Annotated in this window: 15 protein-coding genes; 9 read left to right on the top strand and 6 right to left on the bottom strand. The window is 70.0% G+C overall.

Annotated elements, in window-relative coordinates:
• The first annotated feature begins 82 nt into the window (after positions 1-82).
• The 4 genes from AB6V31_RS07080 (at position 83) to AB6V31_RS07065 (ending at position 3,479) form a co-directional block, all read left to right on the top strand.
• Positions 83-613, top strand: coding sequence for a single-stranded DNA-binding protein (locus tag AB6V31_RS07080; protein WP_369364799.1), 531 nt, complete (start codon positions 83-85; stop codon positions 611-613).
• 95 nt (positions 614-708) lie between these two features.
• Entirely contained in the window at positions 709-1,206 is a 498-nt protein-coding gene (locus AB6V31_RS07075) for a hypothetical protein (RefSeq protein WP_369364797.1), read from the top strand.
• Positions 1,207-1,261: 55 nt separating this feature from the next.
• Entirely contained in the window at positions 1,262-2,941 is a 1,680-nt protein-coding gene (gene ettA, locus AB6V31_RS07070) for an energy-dependent translational throttle protein EttA (RefSeq protein ID WP_056230991.1), read from the top strand.
• Positions 2,934-3,479 carry an acyl-CoA thioesterase gene (locus tag AB6V31_RS07065; protein WP_369364795.1) on the top strand — a complete coding sequence of 182 codons (546 nt, stop codon included), beginning with the start codon at positions 2,934-2,936 and terminating at the stop codon, positions 3,477-3,479. The genes ettA and AB6V31_RS07065 overlap by 8 nt, the downstream gene beginning before the upstream one ends.
• Before the next feature lie 198 nt (positions 3,480-3,677).
• Here the strand turns inward: AB6V31_RS07065 and AB6V31_RS07060 are convergent, their stop codons facing one another.
• On the bottom strand, positions 3,678-4,547 hold the full coding sequence (locus tag AB6V31_RS07060; RefSeq protein ID WP_369364793.1) for an acyl-CoA thioesterase: 870 nt from the start codon (positions 4,545-4,547) through the stop codon (positions 3,678-3,680).
• Between the two features lie 53 nt (positions 4,548-4,600).
• Between AB6V31_RS07060 and AB6V31_RS07055 the strand changes: the two genes are divergently transcribed.
• Both AB6V31_RS07055 and AB6V31_RS07050 read left to right on the top strand, forming a co-directional pair.
• Positions 4,601-5,269, top strand: coding sequence for a hypothetical protein (locus AB6V31_RS07055; RefSeq protein ID WP_074695074.1), 669 nt, complete (start codon positions 4,601-4,603; stop codon positions 5,267-5,269).
• A gap of 276 nt (positions 5,270-5,545) precedes the next feature.
• Complete coding sequence (locus AB6V31_RS07050) at positions 5,546-6,265, top strand: cation-transporting ATPase (RefSeq protein WP_369364792.1); 720 nt, start codon at positions 5,546-5,548, stop codon at positions 6,263-6,265.
• On the opposite strand, the gene AB6V31_RS07045 is transcribed toward AB6V31_RS07050, so the two are convergent.
• The 5 genes from AB6V31_RS07045 to pepN form a co-directional block, all read right to left on the bottom strand.
• The gene (locus AB6V31_RS07045; RefSeq protein WP_144785279.1) at positions 6,266-6,715 is read right to left on the bottom strand and encodes a globin; all 450 of its coding nucleotides are present in this window, start codon (positions 6,713-6,715) and stop codon (positions 6,266-6,268) included.
• Positions 6,712-7,956: a mechanosensitive ion channel family protein gene (locus AB6V31_RS07040; RefSeq protein WP_369364790.1), complete on the bottom strand. Its 1,245-nt coding sequence runs from the start codon at positions 7,954-7,956 to the stop codon at positions 6,712-6,714. Before AB6V31_RS07040 ends, AB6V31_RS07045 begins: the two co-directional genes overlap by 4 nt.
• Before the next feature lie 66 nt (positions 7,957-8,022).
• Positions 8,023-8,826, bottom strand: coding sequence for an ABC transporter permease subunit (locus AB6V31_RS07035; protein ID WP_074695072.1), 804 nt, complete (start codon positions 8,824-8,826; stop codon positions 8,023-8,025).
• Positions 8,823-9,734, bottom strand: a complete 912-nt coding sequence (locus AB6V31_RS07030; RefSeq protein ID WP_074695071.1) for an ABC transporter ATP-binding protein — start codon at positions 9,732-9,734, stop codon at positions 8,823-8,825. Before AB6V31_RS07030 ends, AB6V31_RS07035 begins: the two co-directional genes overlap by 4 nt.
• Positions 9,735-9,864: 130 nt before the next feature.
• A complete protein-coding gene (pepN, locus tag AB6V31_RS07025) occupies positions 9,865-12,414 on the bottom strand; it encodes an aminopeptidase N (protein WP_369364787.1) in 2,550 nt (849 codons plus the stop codon).
• A 126-nt stretch (positions 12,415-12,540) separates the two neighbouring features.
• Here pepN and AB6V31_RS07020 point away from each other — a divergent pair, with 126 nt between their 5' ends.
• The 3 genes from AB6V31_RS07020 to AB6V31_RS07010 all read left to right on the top strand — a co-directional run bounded on the left by AB6V31_RS07020 (position 12,541) and on the right by AB6V31_RS07010 (position 15,351).
• Positions 12,541-13,728 (top strand): ferrochelatase, encoded by a 1,188-nt coding sequence (locus AB6V31_RS07020; protein ID WP_369364785.1) that lies wholly within the window; start codon positions 12,541-12,543, stop codon positions 13,726-13,728.
• A gap of 88 nt (positions 13,729-13,816) precedes the next feature.
• Entirely contained in the window at positions 13,817-14,359 is a 543-nt protein-coding gene (locus AB6V31_RS07015; RefSeq protein WP_268104089.1) for a ribose-5-phosphate isomerase, read from the top strand.
• Complete coding sequence (locus AB6V31_RS07010) at positions 14,359-15,351, top strand: Fpg/Nei family DNA glycosylase (RefSeq protein ID WP_268104088.1); 993 nt, start codon at positions 14,359-14,361, stop codon at positions 15,349-15,351. The genes AB6V31_RS07015 and AB6V31_RS07010 overlap by 1 nt, the downstream gene beginning before the upstream one ends.
• Positions 15,352-15,357: the final 6 nt, after the last annotated feature.

The following is a 15,357-nucleotide window of genomic DNA, read 5'->3' as shown; positions in this document are numbered from 1 at the left end:
TCCGGTCATTCTGAGCGTGGCTCCGGCATCCGTCGGGCACACGGATGCCGGAGCGCACACCACGTCGAGAGGAACAACGGATATGAGCGATCACATCACCCTGGTGGGCAACATCGTCGGCGAGCTGGAGCAACGCGCCACGCGCGGAGGCGGGCCGATCGCGGCCTTCCGGATCGCCGTCGGCGAGCGCAGACTCGATCGCGAGCGCGGAGAGTGGGTGGACGGGCACACGAACTACTACAACGTCTCGGCGTTCGGAGACCTCGGGGCTCACGCGCTGCACTCCCTGCGGAAGGGGCAGCGGGTCGTCCTGACCGGCCGTCTGCGGCTGCGCGAGTGGGAGAACGACGTCAAACGCGGGGTGAGCGCCGACGTCGTCGCCGACGCCATCGGCCACGACCTGCGGTGGGGCACCACGCGCTTCGAGAAGGCGGCGCGGTCGTCGGACGCCGCGAGCGTCGCGGCCTCAGAGGCGGCGGGGCCGGAGGCGGACGAGCAATGGGCGCTCCCCGGGGCGTCGGAGAGGCTCGCCGGTGACGTCGAGATGGTCGGCGCGAGCGCCGGGGGCAGCGGGGGATCGTCGTCGGACGCGGACGAGGCCGGTCCGTTCTGAGTCGGGGGTTCACGGCGGCGCGGGGGACGGTCGCGGCGCGGGCGATCGCGTCGTCCGGAGCGGGGTGGGGCGGAGGGGTCCGTAGACTCGGACGCGTGTCCCGCCTCCTCGGTCGTCCCCTCGCCGCCCTGACCCTCGTCGCGGTGCTGGGCCTCGCCGGATGCACCGGCGAGTCGCCCGCTCCCGGCCCCGTCGAGTCCGCCACACCGTCGGTCTCGGCCTCACCGTCGTCCACGTCCACGCCGACGGCGCCGGCTGCTCCCGCGCTCGTACCCGGGGGGACCGCCGCGCAGAACCTGCCGTTCTTCACCCAGGTCGTCTCGGGGGTCTGGTCGGGCCCCGATCAGGTGGCCGGTCGCGCCTACATCGACGCTCTCGCCGCCGCGGGCTTCGACAAGGCCGCGATGCAGGTGACGCCCGACCGGACCACGGTCGACAACCCCGCCGAGAGCATCGAGTTCTCCGTCCGCATCGGCGATCAGTGCCTGGTGGGTCAGGTCGGCCCCTCGATCGGCAACCCCGTCACCGCGGTGCTGCCCGGCCTGTCGTCCGGCGGGTGCCTGATCGGGCAGACGCGCGCCATCGACTGGTGACCCGAGGCCGACTCACGTCGGCGAGATGCCGCATCGCCCCTAGACTGGACGGGTTATGGCGGAATACATCTACTCCATGGTCCGCGCTCGCAAAGCTGTGGGCGACAAGCTGATCCTCGACGACGTCACCATGTCGTTCCTCCCCGGTGCCAAGATCGGCATGGTCGGGCCGAACGGTGCGGGTAAGTCGACGATCCTGAAGATCATGGCGGGGCTCGACAACCCCTCCAACGGTGAAGCTCGGCTGAGCCCCGGCTTCACCGTCGGCATCCTCATGCAGGAGCCCGAGCTCGACGACAGCAAGACCGTCCTCGAGAACATCCAGGACGGCGTGGCGATCAAGCCCAAGCTCGACCGCTTCAACGAGATCTCTGCCCTCATGGCCGACCCCGATGCGGACTTCGACGCCCTGCTGGCCGAGATGGGAACGCTGCAGGAAGAGATCGACGCAGCCGACGGCTGGGACCTCGACTCGCAGCTCGAGCAGGCGATGGACGCGCTGCGCACCCCGCCGGCCGACGCCTCGGTCGTTCCGCTCTCCGGCGGTGAGCGTCGTCGCGTCGCCCTCGCCAAGCTCCTCCTGCAGAAGCCCGACCTGCTGCTCCTTGACGAGCCCACCAACCACCTCGACGCCGAGAGCGTGCTCTGGCTCGAGCAGCACCTCAAGGCGTACAAGGGCGCGGTCATCGCGATCACCCACGACCGGTACTTCCTCGACAACGTCGCGGAGTGGATCGCCGAGGTCGACCGCGGCCACCTGTACCCCTACGAGGGCAACTACTCGACCTACCTCGAGAAGAAGGGGCAGCGCCTCGACGTCCAGGGCAAGAAGGACGCCAAGCTCGCCAAGCGCCTCAAGGAGGAGCTCGAGTGGGTCCGCTCCAACGCCAAGGGCCGCCAGGTCAAGTCGAAGGCGCGTCTCGCCCGCTACGAAGAGATGGCAGCCGAGGCCGAGCGCACGCGCAAGTTGGACTTCGACGAGATCCAGATCCCCGCGGGCCCGCGCCTAGGCAGCATCGTCATCGACGCCAAGAAGCTCGAGAAGAGCTTCGGCGACCGCTCGCTGATCAGCAACCTCAGCTTCAACCTGCCGCCGAACGGCATCGTCGGCGTGATCGGTCCGAACGGTGTCGGAAAGACCACGCTGTTCAAGACGATCGTCGGCCTCGAGCCCCTCGACGGCGGCACGCTGAAGATCGGCGAGACCGTCAAGATCAGCTACGTCGACCAGTCGCGCTCCAACATCGACCCCGAGAAGACGCTGTGGGAGGTCGTGTCCGACGGACTCGACATCATCACCGTCGGCAAGACCGAGATCCCGTCGCGCGCGTACGTGTCGAAATTCGGATTCAAGGGCCCCGACCAGCAGAAGAAGGCGGGCGTCCTGTCCGGCGGTGAGCGCAACCGCCTGAACCTCGCCCTCACGCTGAAAGAGGGCGGCAACCTGCTCCTCCTCGACGAGCCGACCAACGACCTCGACGTCGAGACGCTGAGCTCGCTCGAGAACGCGCTGCTCGAATTCCCCGGCTGCGCCGTGGTTATCACGCACGACCGGTGGTTCCTCGACCGCATCGCGACGCACATCCTCGCCTACGAGGGCACCGAAGAGCACCCCGACCAGTGGCACTGGTTCGAGGGCAACTTCGAGGCCTACGAGGCGAACAAGATCGAGCGTCTCGGTGCCGACGCGGCCAACCCCTCGCGCTCGACCTACCGCAAGCTCACTCGTGACTGACAGCCCCGCGCAGCACACCCCCGACGAGGGTCCGGCGGTCGCCGGACCCTCGCGGGTGCACGTGCCCATCCACCTCCGCTGGGGCGACCTCGACGCCCTCGGGCACGTCAACAACACCTCGATGTTGAAGCTGCTCGAAGAGGCACGGTTGCGCGCGTTCTGGCACAGCGACGGCGAGGGCGAACCGCTCCCGACGGCGGTGTTCGACATGGACGTGCTCGAGAGCGGCGGCGATCGCGCCACGCTCATCGCCCGTCAAGAGATCGAGTACCTGCGCCCGGTGCCCTACACTCAACGCCCCCTCGACGTGCGCATGTGGATCGGCGCGATGGGCGGGTCGAGCGCCGACATCTGCTTCGAGGTCTACAGCCTCGTCGGTGACGCCGAGCCCGTGCTCTACGCCCGCGCCACGGCCGTCACGGTCCTCGTCGACACCGCCAGTGGTCGACCCATCCGCTGGACCGAAGCGGAACGCACCGCCTGGGCGCCGTACATCGGCGACCCGATCGAGTACCGCCGGGGCCGTTCGCGCGGGTGAGCCCGCTCCACGGGGCTCCGCGTATCCTGCGCCCGTCGTAAGACGCCGGAGCCCGATGACGCCACTCGCGGGCCCGGGGCGTTCCCCTCCCGCCGGGAGCCGACTCTCGTCAGCGCCCTGCGGAACCCGGCCCGCGCACGCCGCCGCCGACCCGCGCGACCTCGTCCGGCGAGGGCCGCCGGGTGTCGGCATCCGGGATCATCCGCGCGGGACGCGCACCATGACCTCTTGCGCGACGCTGGCCACGAGCGCGCCGTCGCGCGTGTAGATGCGTCCGGTGGCCAGTCCTCGGCCCCCGCGGGCGTTCGGGGACTCCTGCACGTACAGCAGCCACTCGTCGACGCGTCCCGGCCGGTGCCACCACATCGCGTGGTCGAGGCTTGCGACCTTCAGCCCCGGGGCGTTCCACGCGACGCCGTGCGCACGCATGATCGACTCCTGGATCGTGAGGTCGCTGAGGTAGGCGAGGGCGGCGCGGTGGACGGCGGGGTCGTCGCCGACCTGGCGACGCAGCTTCATCCAGACCGCCTGCCGGGGCACGTGCGGGCCCTCGACCGAGGCGTACAGCGGCGAGGTCACGTGGCGGACGTCGACAGGGCTTTCGGAGAGGATCCTGCGGCTGATCGGGTGCAGGGTCTCGACCTCGAGCGAGGGGGCGTCCTCGGGCTGGGGAATCCCCTCCGGCATCGGCTCGAAGTGCTCGAGACCCGGGTCTTCGTCCTGGAACGAGGCGATCATCGAGAAGATCGGGACGCCGGACTGGAACGCCTGGGTCCGCCGGGTCGAGAACGAGCGGCCGTCGTGAATGCGGTCGACGGAGAAGGTGATGCCGTCGGAGGGATCACCCGGGCGCAGGAAGTACCCGTGCATCGAGTGGACGGTGCGCTCAGCCGGGAGGGTCCGAGACGCTGCGACGATGGTCTGCGCGAGCACCTGACCGCCGTACACGCGCCCGGTGGGCATGGCCTGCGACACCCCCGTGAAGATGTCTTCGGTCGTGCGCGCTCCGGCATCGCGGAGGTCGAGCACGCTCAGCAGCGACGCCACGGGATCGATGGCCTCGGACACACTGACTCCCGTTCCGGTACGGCGAACCCGCACCGCTTGATAGTTTAGGGCGGGTGTCCGCGCGCCTGTTGTTCCCCGACCCGCAGGCGGCAGCCGACCTGCTCACCTTCGCCGCCCGAACGATCCGTCTCGGTGACGGCACCGTGCGACTGCGAGCCGACGGGGGAGTGCTGGTCGCCACGGCGGCCCCTCTCGCCCCCCGCGGACTGCTCGATGCCACGCCGACCGTTCTGGGTCTGCGCGTCTCGGCGATCGACCCCGAGCTCGAGTGCGACCTGGTGGTCGAGGCGTCCGCCCTGCTCCCCGCCCCCGACGACGCGTCCGCGGTCGTGCTGCCCGAGACCGCGACCTCGCCGGCCTGGGCGGGCATCTCGCCCCCGCGCGGAGGATGGGAGCAGACGGATGCCATCGACTCGGCCGTACTCGCATCGCGAGCGCAGTACGGGGTCGCGGCCGTCGCCGACGCCCTTCCCGCCGACGCCGGCGAGGACATCGTGCGCCTCGTGCGGGCACAGGTGTGGGGTCAGCCCGACGAAGCACTGGGGGGACTGCCCCTGGGCACGGCCTTCGCGGCCTTCGCTCTGGGCTTCATCGCCGGGTCCGAGCAGGCGCCCGTGCGCCGCAGCGGTGCCTGGACGCGCGTGAGTCTCGCGCGCGGCCACGTGCTGGTGCGCGGCCCGGTGCGTTCGGGGCTCACCGCGGTGCGCGCCACGGGGAGCTGATCCAGCAAGCGCACAGGTGGCCTCCATACGCTGAAGACACGCAAGGGGAGTACTCCCGACGCGACGTATCCGTCATCACGAGTCCACGATTGGATTCCGGGTACGTCGGTCCGACAGGGCGGAGGAGACCTTGACGCCGCGGCCGTGCGCCGCCCGTCGAGAGGTCCTTCCATGGTCTCGTTCTCCCGTCTGTTCGATCTCGCCTCCAAGGCCGCCGGAAAAGCCGCATCCTCGTCGCGCCCCCCGGGTGCCTCCGGAGGAAAAGACTGGCGCGACATGGTCCGCTCCGCGGCCGACGCCGTCACCGCCGATCGCGGAGCGAGCACCCCGCCCGCCGCGACCCGCGGCCCCGCGTCGAACGGGCGGTACGCGCCGCCCGCGGCATCCCGTCCCTCGTCCGCTCTGTCGGACGCCGACCGTGCCGCCATCGCCCGCTACGACTACCTCCTGCGCACGGCCGACCCCGACAGGGTCGAGCAGATGCACCGCGAAGCGTTCGCCCGCCTCACACCGGCGCAGCGCGCGCACGTGAAGGAGCGGATGGATGCCGATCTGGCCCCTGACGAGCGCCCGCGCACGGACACCGCGGACGACCTCGCGCGCACGGCTGCGCGTGCCGAGGCGGCGCGTCCCGGACGCATGTCCGGGCTGCTCGCCAAGGCCGGGCGCGGCGGTCTGATCGGTGCCGGCGTCGTGGGCGCCGGGGGCCTCCTCGCGGCGGTCGCCGGGGGAGCCGTCGTCAGCGCCGTCGCGGTGCCCCTGCTCGCGCAGGCCGGGCAGATGGGCGTCGACTTCGCGCGGCTCGCAGAGGGCGTCGACCTCGAGGCGATGGCATCCGGGGTCGATCTCGCCTCCCTTGCCGAGGGCACCGGTCTCGGCGAGTGGGCCGGAGGAGCTCAGGATGCCGTGTCGGGCGCCGGCGAGCAGATCAGCGGTTTCGGCGAGGGACTGTCGAACCTCGACATCCCCGGGTTCGGGGACTTCCTCGGTCGGTGATCAGTCGTTCGCGCGGACGGGCAGGCCCGTATCGGGGCGCCCGTCCTGGCGCGGGCCGATCCCGCGCGGCTCGAACGTGTTGACCATCGCGTAGGCCGCCCGCTCGAGGTAGTCCCACAGGGGCTCTTCGAACGCGGGCGGCAGGGCGATCTCGTCGACGGCGGCGCGCATGTGCCGCAGCCAGCGGTCGCGGGCGTCGGGGTCGACGTGGAACGGCATGTGGCGCATGCGCAGTCGCGGGTGTCCGCGCGTCTCGCCATAGGTCGTCGGGCCGCCCCAGTACTGCGCGAGGAACAGGGTGAGGCGTTCGGCTGCCGGGCCGAGGTCCTCTTCGGGGTACATCGGCTTCAGCACCTCGTCGGAGGCGACGCCGCGGTAGAACGCGTCGACCAGCCGACGGAACGTCTCCATCCCGCCCACCTGGTCGTAGAAGCTGACGGGCTCGGTCATGACTCGTCCTTGTCGTCGGCGCGGACCGCCGGAGGAGTGGGCTTGGGCGCGTCGGCGCCGGGAGCCGGGGGCAGGTCGACGATGGCCGTGGGGGTGTCGTCCTGAACGGTCTTCTTCTTCACCTTGGCAGGGGGCGCTTCGCCGGCGTGCTCGTCAGCGGTCTCGGATGAGTCCATCTTGCTGCGGCGCGGGCGCCAGATCGGGCGGCTCGCGCCGACCGCGACCTGGGTCTCTTTGGTCTTCGGCGGGTGCGCTCCGCGGACGCTCTGCGCGCCCTCCGCGCCCGTCAGCACGATCGAGTTGAGCTGGGGGAGCGCGATGCCCATCGCGTCGATGGCCTTCTTCAGGCGCGCGCGCAGCTCGCGGGCCACGTCGTCCTTCGCGCTCGAGCGGGTCTTCATGACGAGGCGGATGACGAGGGCGTCGCCACTGATCGACTCCAGGCCCCAGATCTCGGGCTGCTCGATGATGCGCGAGCGCCACTTCGTCTCTTTCGCCATCGTCTTGGCGGCGGTCAGCATCGCCTTCTCGACGTCGTCGATGTCGGCATCCACCGGTACGGCCAAATCGATGATGACGCGCGACCATCCCTGGGACATGTTGCCGATGCGGGTGATCTCACCGTTGCGCACGTACCAGAGCGTGCCGTTGACGTCGCGAACGTGGGTGATGCGCACGCTGACGAACTCCACGATGCCGGTCGCGAGCCCCAGGTCGACGACGTCGCCGATGCCGATCTGGTCTTCGGCGACGATGAAGATGCCGTTGAGCACGTCTTTGACGATGTTCTGGGCGCCGAAGCCGAGACCGGCGCCGATCGCGGCGGTGAGCAGCGTGAGCGAGGCGAGTGCGTCGGGCGCGACGATGCTGGCGATCCAGACGAGCGCGACGATCACGAGAATGACGTTGACGATGTTCTGCAGGATCGTGCCGAGGGTGCGGGTGCGCTGCACCAGCCGTACCGCGCTGAGGGGCGAACGATCGAGGGCCTGCGTGTCGTCGACGCGGGCCTTGCTCTTCGCCCCATTGACGATTCGATCCACCACGCGGCGGATGATCACGCGAAGGATCCAGGCGGCGACGGCGATCCCGATGATGATCCCGAGCACCCTCAGCAGCACACCGCCGAAGCCGAGCAGCTGATCGCCGATCCAGGCCCAGGTGTCGGGGTTGGCCAGATCGCTCGGCGACGTGATGGAGGATGACGGGGCGGGCGAGGGGTTTTCGGCGAGAACGGACATCGGATTCAGACTAACGACGGATGCCTCGGCGCCGGCTGAGCGTCGAGGCATCCATCGCGGATCGGATCAGGCGTCGCGCCAGCGCAGCGCGATCCACCCGAGCAGGAGGGGCCCGATCACCCACCCGGCCATCGTGAGCGCGGGCTCCACCAGGTCGGTCGCTCCGGCCCGGGTGAGGCTGCCGGCGGCGCTGACCGGGAGGTATTTGCCCGCCTCGACGACCCACATCCAGTCGGGGCCGGCGATCGAGAAGAGGCTCAGCATGATCGGCAGCACGAAGAGCACTCCCACCGTGACGGCGATCGCACCGGCGCCGCTGCGCAGGACGAAACCGAAGCCGACGCCCATGAGGGTGAAGCAGGCCATCGAGAGCATGCCGAGGGCGAGGGGCACGATCGAGTCGGCGGGCGTCGCCCAGTCGATGCCCGTGCCACCCAGCAGGGGAGCGGTGGCGGCGATGGCGACGGCGTAGATGATCACGGTGGTCACCATCATCGTCACGGCCACGACGAGCGCCTTCGCCAGCAGCACGGCACCGCGACGGGGCTCCGCGGTGAGTGTCGAGCGGATCATCCCGGTCGAGTACTCCCCGGTCACGACGATCGCGCCGAGGATGCCGGCCACGAGCATCGTGAACTGGGTGGGCGCGAGGATGACGTTCGTCGGCTCCATCCCCCCGCCCATGCCGCTCGTGGCGAGCGCGATGAGCAGCGAGATCCCCACCGACAGTGCGGCGGTGACCCCGAGCGACCACCAGGTCGAGCGGAGCGTGAGGATCTTGATCGCCTCGCTCTTCAGCAGGTGCGCGAAGCTCAGGCGCGGGGTGTTCGGGTGCGTCGCCCGGCGGGGCGCGGCGGCGAGGGCGGTCATGCGATCTCCTTGGTCTTGTACTCGACGGAGTCGTCGGTCAGGGCGAGATAGGCGTCCTCGAGGGAGCCGACGCGCGGGCTGAGTTCGTAGAGGGGGATGCCGCGGGCGGCGGCGATGTCGCCGACCGTTTCGGCCGTGATCCCGGTGATCTGCGCCGCGCCCGGCTCGACGGCCGAGACGGTGGCATCCGGGATCTCGAGGGCGGTGACGAGTTCGCCGAGGCGGGGGGAGCGCACGAGCAGGGTGGTCGTGGTCCAGGTGCGGACGAGGTCGGGGAGGGCCGCGTCGGCGAGCACGCGCCCGCGCCCCAGCACGATCACGTGATCGGCGGTCTGCGACATCTCGCTCATCAGGTGGCTCGACAGCAGGACCGTTCGACCCTCGCCCGCGAGATGGCGCACGAACTGGCGCACCCAGCGGACGCCCTCGGGGTCGAGGCCGTTGACGGGTTCGTCGAGGATCAGCGTGTGCGGGTCGCCGAGCAGGGCGGCCGCGATGCCGAGGCGCTGACCCATGCCGAGCGAGAAGCCGCCCGCGCGCTTGCCGGCCACGGATCTGATGCCGGTGAGCTCGATCACCTCGTCGACGCGGGCGTTCCCGATGCCGTGCGTCGCGGCCATGGCGCGAAGGTGATTGCGCGCCGATCGGCCGGTGTGGATGGCCTTCGCGTCGAGCAGGACGCCAACCTCGGTGAGGGGAGAGCGGAGGTGCCGGTAGTCCTGGCCGCCCACGGTCACGCGGCCGGCGGTAGGGCGGTCGAGCCCGACGATCATGCGCATCGTGGTGGACTTCCCCGCACCGTTCGGTCCGAGGAAGCCGGTCACCCGCCCGGGGGCCACCGTGAACGAGACGCCGTCGACGGCGGTCTTGTCGCCGTACCGCTTGGTGAGGTTGTCTGCAACGATCATGCCTCCACGCTAGGGACGGCGACCCGGTCGCCGCGTCCTCCGTCCGGATGATCGCGAGCGACGGGAGGATGACCCCGCAACGACGGATGCCCCCTCCCGAGGGGGAGAGGGCATCCGACGCAGACGCGGATTACTGGGCGTCGCGCTCCTGGACCGCCAGCGCGCGTTCGACGCCGGCGAGGTTCTCGCCGACGAGGCGACGAAGCGCGGGGGCGGCGTCGGCGTTCTGCGACAGCCACTGACGCGTCGCGTCGCGCAGCGCCTTGTTCGCCAGGGCGGCGGGGTACAGGCCCACGATCAGGTACTGCGCGATTTGGTAGCTGCGCGACTCCCAGATGGGCAGCAGCATCGCGAAGTACGGCTCGACGAAGTCGGCGAGCACGTCGACCGTCGTCGGGTTCGTGAAGCCCGAGGCCGTCGACCGAACGATCGTGTTCGGCGCGTCGGCGCGCTCGATGAGCGAGTCCCACGCCTCCTGCTTCGCCGCGTGCGAGGGGAGCGACGCCTTGGCCATGGCCGCGAACTCCCCGCCCTTCGCCGTGTTGTCCGCGGCGCGCGCCTCGTTGATGTCGGCCGCCGTGACCACGCCCGCGGAGGCGAGCGAGACCAGTAGCTGCCACGACAGGTCGGTGTCGATCTCGAGGCCCTCGAGCGTGGTGTCGCCGTCGCGGAGCGCACGGACCGTCTCGGCGTGAGCCGGGGTGGAGGCCGCCGAGGCGAACGCCGTCACGAACTGCAACTGGCTGTCGCTGCCGGCCTCGGCCTTCTGCGCCAGCTCCCACAGGCCGTCGGCCACGCGCTCGCGCGCCGCGTCACGGGTCTCGGGGGCGACGTACGAGTTCGCGGCGAGCTGCAGCTGGCCCAGCGTCGTGCGCACCGTGGTCGACTCGGTCTCGGAGCCGATGTTCTGCAGGACGAGGTCGAGGTAATCGGTGGCCGAGGCCTCGGCATCCCGCGTCTGATCCCACGCCGCACCCCACACGAGCGAACGCGCAAGCGGGTCGGAGATGTCCTTCAGGTGCGCGATCGCGGTGGCCAGCGAGCGCTCGTCGAGACGGATCTTCGCGTAAGCGAGGTCATCGTCGTTGAGCAGCACGAGGTCGGGACGACGGATGCCACGGAGCTCGGCGACCTCGGTGCGGTCGCCGTCGACGTCGATCTCGACGCGGTGGACGCGCTCGAGCGAGCCCGACTCGGTCACCGAGTAGAAGCCCACGCCCAGTCGGTGCGGGCGGATGGTGGGGTAGTCGGCCGGGGCGGTCTGCACGATGGCGAAGCGCGTGATTGTGCCGTCCGCTCCCTCTTCGATGAGCGGGGTGAGCGTGTTGACACCCGCCGTCTCGAGCCACTTCTTGGCCCAGTCGCCCAGGTCGCGACCGCTGGTGGCCTCGAGCTCGACGAGCAGGTCGCCGACCTCGGTGTTCGACCACTGGTGCTTCTGGAAGTACGCGGCCACACCCGCGAAGAACTGCTCGATACCCACCCACGCGGCGAGCTGCTTCAGCACGGAGCCGCCCTTGGCGTAGGTGATGCCGTCGAAGTTCACCTGCACGTCTTCGAGGTCGTTGATCTCGGCGACGACCGGGTGGGTCGAGGGGAGCTGGTCCTGGCGGTACGCCCAGGTCTTCTCCATCGCGTTGAAGGTCGTCCAGGCGGCCTCCCACTCGGTGGCCTCGGCGGTGGCGATCGTGGAGGCCCACTCGGCGAACGACTCGTTCAGCCAGAGGTCGTTCCACCACTTCATGGTGACGAGGTCGCCGAACCACATGTGCGCGAGCTCGTGGAGGATCGTCACGACGCGACGTTCCTTCACGGCATCCGTCACCTTGCTGCGGAAGACGTAGGTCTCGGTGAAGGTGACCGCACCCGCGTTCTCCATCGCGCCGGCGTTGAACTCGGGCACGAAGAGCTGGTCGTACTTGGCGAACGGGTAGGGGAAGCCGAACTTCTCCTCGAAGTACGCGAAGCCCTGACGGGTCTTCTCGAAGACGTAGTCGGCGTCGAGGTACTGCCACAGGCTCTTCCGAGCGAAGACGCCGAGGGGGATGACGCGGCCGTCGGCGCTCGTGAGCTCGCTGTAGGTCGCCTCGTAGGGACCCGCGACGAGAGCGGTGATGTACGACGAGATGCGCGGGGTGGCGGGGAAGTCCCAGCGGGCGGTGTCGTCCGACACGACGACCGGCTCGGGCGTGGGGGAGTTGGAGACGACCTTCCAGCGCGCGGGGGCGGTGACCGAGAAGGTGAAGGCGGCCTTGAGATCGGGCTGCTCGAACACGGTGTACATGCGGCGCGAGTCGGGCACCTCGAACTGCGAGTAGAGGTAGACCTCGCCGTCGACGGGGTCGACGAAGCGGTGCAGGCCCTCGCCGGTGTTGGTGTATTCGCAGTCGGCCTCGACGACGAGCTCGTTCTCGGCCGCGAGGTCGTCGAGCGCGATGCGCGAGTCGGCGAAGACGGCGGCGGGGTCGAGCGAGCGGCCGTTGAGGGTGATTGCTTGCACGGTGCGCGCGATCAGGTCGATGAAGGTCGACGCGCCCTCGGTGGCGGCGAAGGTCACGACGGTGCGCGAGGCGAAGACCTCGTCTCCGCGCGTGAGGTCGAGCTGCACGTCGTAGGAGTGCGTGTCGACGATCGCGCGACGCTCCTGCGCTTCGATGCGGGTGAGGTTCTCTCCTGGCACTGGCGTTCTCCCGGGGATCTGGGTGGTTTGTCGCAGGTGACGCGGTTGACGTCGGTGACAACCGTATAAGCCTAGTAGCGAGATATCTCGCGTCCGCGCCTCGCGCGGGAGTGCGAGGATGTGATCGTGAGCACGACCGACACGGACACCAACCCTGAGACCGTCCTCTACGCGTCGCCCGCTGCGGCGTCCGGACCCAAGTGGGTCGAGACGCCGGTGGCGTACGACGGCATCCTCCTCGCCGGCTTCGGCGGGCCCGAGGGTCAGGACGACGTCATCCCGTTCCTGCGCAACGTGACGCGCGGGCGCGGCATCCCCGATGAGCGACTCGAAGAGGTCGCCCACCACTACCGTCACTTCGGCGGCGTCAGCCCGATCAATCAGCACAATCGCGAGCTCAAGGCCGCCCTCGAGGCTGAGATCGCCAAGCGCGGACTGGGTCTGCCCGTGTACTGGGGCAATCGCAACTGGTCGCCGTACCTCGAAGAGGCCGTCACCGAGGCGGCCGAGGCGGGCGACACGACCCTCCTCGCGATCGCGACGAGCGCCTACAGCTCGTTCTCGAGCTGCCGTCAGTACCGCGAAGACTACGCCCGTGTGCTTGAGGCGACCGGTCTCGGTGAGACGGTGACGATCGACAAGGTCCGTCAGTTCTTCGACCACCCGGGCTTCGTGAGCACCTTCGTCCGGGGCGTGACGGATGCCGTCTCGGCCTACGTCGCCGACGGGATCGCGCCCGAGAAGATCCGCGTGCTCTTCTCCACGCACTCGATTCCGAGCGCCGACGCGGAGCGTTCCGGCCCTCGCGACGTCGAGTTCGGAGAGGGCGGTGCCTACGAGGCGCAGCACAACGCCGTCGCCGCCTTCGTCATGGCCGAGGTCGCCGCCGCCGTCGCCGACGTCGAGTGGGAGCTCGTCTACCAGTCGCGTTCGGGCCCGCCCACGCAGCCCTGGCTCGAGCCCGACGTCAACGATGTGATCGCGGAGCTTCCCGGCCGCGGCGCCGAGGCGGTCGTCATCGTGCCCCTTGGTTTCGTCAGCGACCACATGGAGGTGCTCTGGGACCTCGACACCGAGGCCATGGAGGCCGCTGAAGAGGCGGGCATTCGCGCGGTGCGCACGCCGACGCCGGGCATCGATCCTGCGTACGTCTCGGGTCTGATCGACCTGGTCGAGGAGCGGCTCAAGGGCACGCCGAAGGCGGAGCGCCCACACCTGACCGACCTGGGCCCCTGGTACGACGTGTGCCGGCCGGGGTGCTGCGAGAACATCCGCGCCGGTTTCAAGCCGGTCGCCGCAGGTCTGCGTCCCTGACGACCTCGACGCCGCCCGTTCCTCACCCGGAGCGGGCGGCGTCGTCATGTCCGCCCGCGATGTCGGACCCGCTCAATAGACTTGCCGCATGCGCATCCACATCGGCACCGATCACGCCGGTCTCGAGTTCTCCACCCAGATCCAGCACCACCTCGCCGCTCAGGGGCACGAGGTCGTCGACCACGGCCCGGTCGAGTACGACGCCCTCGACGACTACCCGGCCTTCTGCATCCGCGCCGCGCAGGCGGTCGTGCGCGACCAGGCCGCGGGCGTCGAGGCCCTCGGTGTCGTGTTCGGCGGCTCGGGCAACGGCGAGCAGATCGCCGCGAACAAGGTGCTCGGCGTGCGCGCGGCGCTCGTGTGGAACATCTCCACGGCTGAGCTCGCCCGCGAGCACAACGACGCCAACGTCATCTCGATCGGTGCGCGACAGCACACCTTCGACGAGGCCGCGTCGTTCATCGACCGCTTCATCGCGACGCCCTTCTCGGGTGAGGAGCGCCACACCCGTCGCATCGGGCAGCTCGCCGCCTTCGAGCAGGACGGGGTGCTGCTGCCCGACCCGCGCGCCGGCCAGAAGCCGAACACCATGACCGACGCGAGCGACTCGTTCGACCCTGAGGCAGGCTGATGCCCGAAGGGCATTCCGTCCACCGCATCGCGCGGCAGTTCGACCGCAACATCGTGGGACGCACGGTCTCGGCATCCAGCCCCCAGGGGCGTTTCGCCGAGGGCGCCTCGGTCATCGACGGCCGCGAGGCGCTCGAGGTGCGGGCGGTGGCGAAGCAGATGTTCCTCCGCTTCGACGGAGACGTCTGGCTGCGCGTGCACCTCGGCATGTACGGCGCCTGGGACTTCTCGGGCGAGGTGGTCGTCGATGCGACCATCGCCTCGGCCAACGGCCGCATGGGCCAGACGAATCAGCGCGGCACGGTCGTCGACGACGAGCCGATCCTGGATGCAGCGGGCGAGAACTCCTTGACCTCCATCGGCGCACCACGTCGCACGCGCGTGCGCATGTCGGAGCAGACGACGGGCCTCGAGGAGCAGAACGAGTGGCCCCCGCCGGTGGTCGGCCAGGTGCGCCTGCGCCTGCTGACCGACACCACGTGCGCCGACCTGCGCGGGCCCACCGCCTGCGTGCTGCAGACCCCCGACGAGGTGCAGGCGACCATCGCGAAGCTCGGGCCCGACCCTCTCGTCGACGACCTCCCCGAGGGCGAGGAGCGCTTCACCGCCACGGTGCGCAAGAAGCCCACGCCCATCGGCCTGCTGCTGATGGACCAGGCCGTCGTGAGCGGCATCGGCAACGTGTACCGCGCCGAGCTGCTGTTCCGCGCGCGGCAGAACCCCCACACGCCGGGTCGCGACGTGCCCGAAGAGGTCGTGCGGGGCATCTGGCGCGACTGGGCGACGCTGCTGCCGATCGGCGTCGAGACCGGTCAGATGATGACGATGGACGGGCTCGACCCCGCCGCCTACCGCCGCGCGATGGCGCGCCGCGCCGACCGGCACTGGGTCTACCACCGCGAAGGACTGCCCTGCCGCGTGTGCGGAACCGCGATCGTCATGGAAGAAGCCGCCGGACGCAAGCTGTACTGGTGTCCGAAGTGCCAGGCGTGAGCGAGC

Source organism: Microbacterium sp. 16-032 (genome assembly GCF_041079455.1).
Lineage (GTDB): Bacteria > Actinomycetota > Actinomycetes > Actinomycetales > Microbacteriaceae > Microbacterium > Microbacterium testaceum_A.
Note: the sequence above shows the minus strand (reverse complement) of the source record. Positions and strands in the feature narration are given on the sequence as shown.

Bases quoted from the DNA above. Each gene is read 5' to 3' on its own strand.
- AB6V31_RS07080 (WP_369364799.1), top strand. From the start codon at position 83: ATGAGCGATCACATCACCCTGGTGGGCAACATCGTCGGCGAGCTGGAG.
- ettA (WP_056230991.1), top strand. From the start codon at position 1,262: ATGGCGGAATACATCTACTCCATGGTCCGCGCTCGCAAAGCTGTGGGC.
- AB6V31_RS07050 (WP_369364792.1), top strand. From the start codon at position 5,546: ATGGTCCGCTCCGCGGCCGACGCCGTCACCGCCGATCGCGGAGCGAGC.
- AB6V31_RS07045 (WP_144785279.1), bottom strand. From the start codon at position 6,715: ATGACCGAGCCCGTCAGCTTCTACGACCAGGTGGGCGGGATGGAGACG.
- AB6V31_RS07040 (WP_369364790.1), bottom strand. From the start codon at position 7,956: ATGTCCGTTCTCGCCGAAAACCCCTCGCCCGCCCCGTCATCCTCCATC.
- AB6V31_RS07035 (WP_074695072.1), bottom strand. From the start codon at position 8,826: ATGACCGCCCTCGCCGCCGCGCCCCGCCGGGCGACGCACCCGAACACC.
- AB6V31_RS07030 (WP_074695071.1), bottom strand. From the start codon at position 9,734: ATGATCGTTGCAGACAACCTCACCAAGCGGTACGGCGACAAGACCGCC.
- AB6V31_RS07015 (WP_268104089.1), top strand. From the start codon at position 13,817: ATGCGCATCCACATCGGCACCGATCACGCCGGTCTCGAGTTCTCCACC.
- AB6V31_RS07010 (WP_268104088.1), top strand. From the start codon at position 14,359: ATGCCCGAAGGGCATTCCGTCCACCGCATCGCGCGGCAGTTCGACCGC.